Genomic DNA, 4,448 nt, shown 5'->3' with positions numbered 1-4,448 from the left:
TTCTTTACCGTATTCCTGGAAAGGGATAAGTAGCTACTTATAAACAACTTACTCTTTCCTTCACAATAGAATTTAATTACTTTTCTAATTTTACTCATGTCTGTTATTTTGTTTGCCATAATCCGTATTTTTTTAACGAATGTATGGTGCTAACAACATGAAAAAGTCAGTAGTTTTTAATAATCAATTTACCCCAAAATTAGGTGGTCAATTTGAACTGGAAAGTGGTGGTCAGTTTGCTCCGGAACTGGTGGTCAATTTACACTGGAAAGTGGTGGTCAATTTGACCGGTTTTTCCATCCAGGAGAAGCTAAACCCAATAAATCTTTACCTTTTTTAGATTTAAAGAAAAATAAAAGATAATCTAAATCAAGTTTTGAAGCTAATGGCTTATACATTGGAAATCTATGCGATACAATCATATCTAATTCAGCAATAGATGTTTTTGCAATTGCGTGTTCCCAAGCAAATACAATATTTAGAATAAAACAATCAGGTTCAATAGCGAAAACGGATTTATTCCCAAGGCTTTGACCTGTTACTGATTCCTTGTAAAAAATACCTTTTGTATGCGAGCGAATACCTATTTGTTTGTATAGTTTATCTTTTTCTGGTTTAACTGGATTTTTAACCTGTTCCAAGACAGATGACAAATTTTTTATTTCCCAATCATCAGGTATTCTATAACCATTTCTATGACTAATTTTATTATCCTTTAAAAACGTCTCAAATCTAATTTTGCCAGATAAAACATTTATTGTCATACCTTTTTTAATGATTTCAAGATTTCTTAAAATTTTCTTATTTATGTCTATCGCATTGTCCCAAGTAGATAATATTGAAGCAATTTTTTGCTGTTCTAGGAGTGGTGGAATTGGGACAATAATATTTGAAAATGTTTTTATAGAAATAGTAAATCTAGTACTACCAGTAGCATACTTAGTAAATTGACTCAATACCGATTGATTATTACAGAAAAAATGTGAATACAAAATATTCAAGTCAACCTTTGGTCTAAATCTCATTAAATGATAACTGAATACTGTATTTTCCAAATCTTCAAAAATAACAACAGAATGTCCAATATCATCTGGTGTCTCTGAACTTGGCGTAAATAATATGTCTCCTTTAACTAAATTACAACTTTCGATTTGTGATTTTTTTGCTGAAACTACTGGAAATTTTTTGACACTTAAATTGTTTATTGTTTCGTGCTTATATACATTCATATAATTTATTAAAAAAACCAATTCCTCATTTTGTTTAATTAATTTATCAATACTACTAGTTTGAAAATTACCTATTTGCCCTAATTTTTTCACTTCCCAATCAATAGGAATTAAGCCAATGGCAGTTTGTTTGTATCCTGTATTATTTATCATAATATAATTATATTTTACGAAACCAATAAATTGATTGGCTACTTGTTTGGTTTATTGATTTAGGTCAAACGATTTCACAAACTGATTAAAAATTTCCTGCATATCTTGATTACCAAACCCATTGTCCTTAAAAATGGCTGGATTAGGCAATTCGTTTTTTACGACATCGGCAAACCTTTGCAAATCAGCTTTTATGGTTTCAGGTGTTTCGAACACATCATTCGCATTTAGCATCAAGACCATTCTAAATACATCGTATTTATGCTTTTTTATATTCACAGACCGTACCGCTTGACCACTCGCTTTTCTCTCGGTGTTATTCAAAAAAGCAAACGCTTTTAGACAGATTAGCGTGTGGGGCAATGCGAAATGAACATCGTCTTTTTGTTCACTATTTTTGATGGTATAGGCATAATATTCTTCATCCAAAAGAATAGCCGACAAACTGGATAATCCTTCTTCGACAGGAATAGGTGTAAGATGTGCATCTTCATTCGCATCAATCACATCTGGTACTTTGCAAAACAACTCTAACTGTTTTGGAAAATTGGGAGTAGCGGGATCCGCAAAACGGTAGCAGTTTCTTTCCTCTTGGTTTTTTTGTTGTATAGCATACTGCCCTTGTTTGATGAATTCCCAAAACTTAATTACAAAGTCTGGCGACAAGGCTTCTACAATTAATATGATATCAATATCATCTGTAGCCCGAGGAACAAACCCCGCTTCTTCAATTATAATATCACAAGCCGTTCCACCAATGATGATATAACTGTCCTGAAAGTCCTTGAAATGTGTGCTAAATGTATCTAATCCTACTACCATGTATATTTTTCTATTATTTGTTCTAAAGCCATTTCTATTCGTTCATCGTGATTGTCTTTTAGACTAAGGTAAAGTGATAATGGATCTACTACCGCATTATTTACGGGGAATTCGTCTAGCAATGTTACTGGATTGTATTTCCATACTTCAATAGCAAATTTGCCTTCTCTATCATTTGCATTTAATAAAGCATTGCTTTTTTGCAATTCATAAAACTTGTTTTTATCAATGGCATAATAGTGTTGTTTGCTCGGGTTAATGCTAGTATATTCGGGTAAAGCCGATGCATTGGCTTTTAGCATAAATACACTGTATGGCAACTCATCAACAAATACCGTTTTTAACACGGGGTTTGACAGTAGGTTTTCTTGTTCTACTATGTGCCATAATTCGCTTCTTTGTATATTGAATTTAATGTATTTTTCTTTTTCACCCGTTACTTCAATTAATTCATGATTTTTCAAATCATCAACTGCATACGAAACCGCCATCGGTGTATAATCTAATTTCTTGGCTATTTCTTTGAATGAATGCCCTTCTATTTTCCAATTATTATTTTTGTGAATGATATGAAATAGTAATAGGAATTGAGAGGAAGGCATTAGACTTTTGCTTTTTAATTTTGTCTTTGCCTGTGGATAACTTTCATTCAAATTGATTAATAATTCCGGTAAAAAAAGTTGCTTATCAGGCACAATAAAGTTTATTCCTTTTTCAATTAGTCGCTTTCTATTGTAGGATTGCAGATTTTCTAAAACTAAAACAACGGTTTTGCCTATGCCATTTCTAATCAATTGTAAATGTTTCTCTGTTTGTAAAATACTAAAATCATCCTGATTGATTTGCTCTACCAAGACTATGTTTTTATCGAAAAGAATTGCATCATAAAGTTTGTATGCTTGGGTAATATACATAGGTAAATTGCCCAAAAACTTATTTGAGATTGGATTTTCTAAAGCATTTGTGCCCAGTGTTTCGTTGATGTAATTAATTGCTTTGCTCATACTCTATGTTTTAATAAAGTTAAAAATTATCAATAAAGTGATAGACTTTATTGTGCTAATATAACTTTATTATATTGAAAATCAAATATTAAAATATTTAATAGGACTGAAATGTTCATTTTCATTTCGCTGAACATAACCCAATTGATTGGTTAGCATTTGCGTATTACCAATTTTAAAATCTTTTGTATTGTAATGACTGTGACCATAAATCCAATAATCTACCTTAGACGCTTCAATTGTATCAAAAAGTTCAACGGCAAAAGCTTCATTTAAAGTACTGTTTTTATATATCTTAGGATACTTTTTGAATGTAGGAACATGGTGGGTTACCACAATCGTTTTATCAGCATCATTAACTTTTAATTCTTGATTGATAAAATTGATACAATCTGTATGCAAATGGTTATAATCATCAGCAGTAAACCTATGACCGTTGTAATTAATCACATGAAAATCGCTAAGACCACGTTCAATACTCCACTGATTGGCAGAACTAATTTTGGACCACAGTGTAGAAAAAATCAGTTTGGTATTTTGGTGTTGCACTACCGAATTGTTTAACAAGATCACATTACTTCGAATTTTTTCATAAAAAGTTCCGGACTTTGTTGCTGCATCAAAATAATAATATTCGTGATTACCCGGAATCCAATAGGTCATTTGGAAATTATCTGATAAGAAACTGAAAAAATCTTGGTGCTTATCCATAACAGCAAAAGGCACAATATCACCTGCCAAAATCAATATATCTCCATTGGGAACTAAAGGATTGGCATTAAAGAATTCCTTATTTTTAGGGAATTCTAAATGTAGGTCGGATGCGTATTGTATTTTGCTGACTTGCATGTCATTTGTTTTATTAAATTAAATTCAACTCTTTCAAATAGTTTTCCATTTGGTTTTCTACTTCGGTAAGTTGCTTTTTGAGTTCGATTATGTTAGTGGAAAAACCGGTCAAATTGACCACCCTATTCCAGTGTAAATTGACCACCAGTTTCGGAGCAAACTGACCACCACTTTCCAGTGCAAATTGACCACCTGATTTTGGGGTACAATTGACCATTAAAAACTACTAACTTTTTCATGTTGTTAGCACCATACATTCGTTAAAAAAATACGGATTATGGCAAACAAAATAACAGACATGAGTAAAATTAGAAAAGCAATTAAATTCTATTGTAACGGCAAGAGTAAGTTGTTTATAAGTAGCTACTTATCCCTTTCTAGGAATACGGTA

Annotated in this window: 5 protein-coding genes; all 5 read right to left on the bottom strand. The window is 31.7% G+C overall.

Going from position 1 to position 4,448, the window contains the following annotated elements:
- Nucleotides 1-278: 278 nt before the first annotated feature.
- Entirely contained in the window at nt 279-1,382 is a 1,104-nt protein-coding gene (locus E0F89_RS16910; RefSeq protein WP_131910889.1) for a restriction endonuclease subunit S, read from the bottom strand.
- A 51-nt stretch (nt 1,383-1,433) separates the two neighbouring features.
- Nucleotides 1,434-2,204: a hypothetical protein gene (locus E0F89_RS16905; RefSeq protein WP_131910888.1), complete on the bottom strand. Its 771-nt coding sequence runs from the start codon at nt 2,202-2,204 to the stop codon at nt 1,434-1,436.
- The gene (locus E0F89_RS16900; RefSeq protein ID WP_131910887.1) at nt 2,198-3,208 is read right to left on the bottom strand and encodes a MarR family transcriptional regulator; all 1,011 of its coding nucleotides are present in this window, start codon (nt 3,206-3,208) and stop codon (nt 2,198-2,200) included. Before E0F89_RS16900 ends, E0F89_RS16905 begins: the two co-directional genes overlap by 7 nt.
- Before the next feature lie 81 nt (nt 3,209-3,289).
- Nucleotides 3,290-4,057 carry a metallophosphoesterase gene (locus E0F89_RS16895; protein ID WP_131910886.1) on the bottom strand — a complete coding sequence of 256 codons (768 nt, stop codon included), beginning with the start codon at nt 4,055-4,057 and terminating at the stop codon, nt 3,290-3,292.
- Nucleotides 4,058-4,070: 13 nt separating this feature from the next.
- Entirely contained in the window at nt 4,071-4,274 is a 204-nt protein-coding gene (locus E0F89_RS16890) for a hypothetical protein (RefSeq protein WP_131910885.1), read from the bottom strand.
- Nucleotides 4,275-4,448 lie beyond the last annotated feature (174 nt).

The organism is Flavobacterium caseinilyticum (assembly GCF_004349085.1).
GTDB classification, from domain to species: Bacteria; Bacteroidota; Bacteroidia; order Flavobacteriales; family Flavobacteriaceae; genus Flavobacterium; species Flavobacterium caseinilyticum.
The sequence above is the reverse complement of the archived record's forward strand: the minus strand, read 5'-3'. Positions and strand labels throughout refer to the sequence as shown.

Coding starts and splice junctions, on each gene's coding strand:
- E0F89_RS16900 (WP_131910887.1), bottom strand. CDS start 3,208: ATGAGCAAAGCAATTAATTACATCAACGAAACACTGGGCACAAATGCT.
- E0F89_RS16905 (WP_131910888.1), bottom strand. CDS start 2,204: ATGGTAGTAGGATTAGATACATTTAGCACACATTTCAAGGACTTTCAG.
- E0F89_RS16895 (WP_131910886.1), bottom strand. CDS start 4,057: ATGCAAGTCAGCAAAATACAATACGCATCCGACCTACATTTAGAATTC.
- E0F89_RS16910 (WP_131910889.1), bottom strand. CDS start 1,382: ATGATAAATAATACAGGATACAAACAAACTGCCATTGGCTTAATTCCT.
- E0F89_RS16890 (WP_131910885.1), bottom strand. CDS start 4,274: ATGGTCAATTGTACCCCAAAATCAGGTGGTCAATTTGCACTGGAAAGT.